We start from the raw sequence: 424 nt of genomic DNA, 5'->3' as shown, positions 1-424 counted from the left end.
ATATGCTGCCTGTTTATCCAGGCTGCCTGATCGAAGGTATGCATTTTGCCACTGGGCAAAATCCTTATACTGAATCCGCAGCGGTTCGAGTGATTCTCCATTGTACAGCTTTGTAAATTCCTTGAGTAACAGACTTATCGATACTCCATCTGAAATAATATGATGCATGTCAATCATCAGATATTGTTTCCCAGATACCGTTGCCAGTTCTGCTCGAAATAGAGGGGCTTGATCTAATTCAAATGGCTGAATGAATGTCTTTGCGATGTCAGCAACGTCAGTTTCCGGAAGTTCTCGGGAAATCAGCTGAAATTCCACATTGAACCAATTTTTTTGAAAAATCTCTCCATCCACTGTTTCAAAGGAAGTACGCAGTGCTTCATGTCTGTCGATTAGCTGCTGAAAGACAGTCTCAATTCGATTT

1 protein-coding gene is annotated in these 424 nt (G+C 41.5%); it reads right to left on the bottom strand.

Features of this window, described 5'->3' with window-relative positions:
• Positions 1–424, bottom strand: a 424-nt coding sequence (locus SB724_RS19425; protein ID WP_410572409.1) for a condensation domain-containing protein, incomplete at both ends; no start/stop codon positions are given.

The sequence above is a fragment of the Bacillus sp. SIMBA_031 genome (genome assembly GCF_046535225.1).
Lineage (GTDB): Bacteria > Bacillota > Bacilli > Bacillales > Bacillaceae > Bacillus > Bacillus velezensis.
The sequence above is the reverse complement of the archived record's forward strand: the minus strand, read 5'-3'. Positions and strand labels throughout refer to the sequence as shown.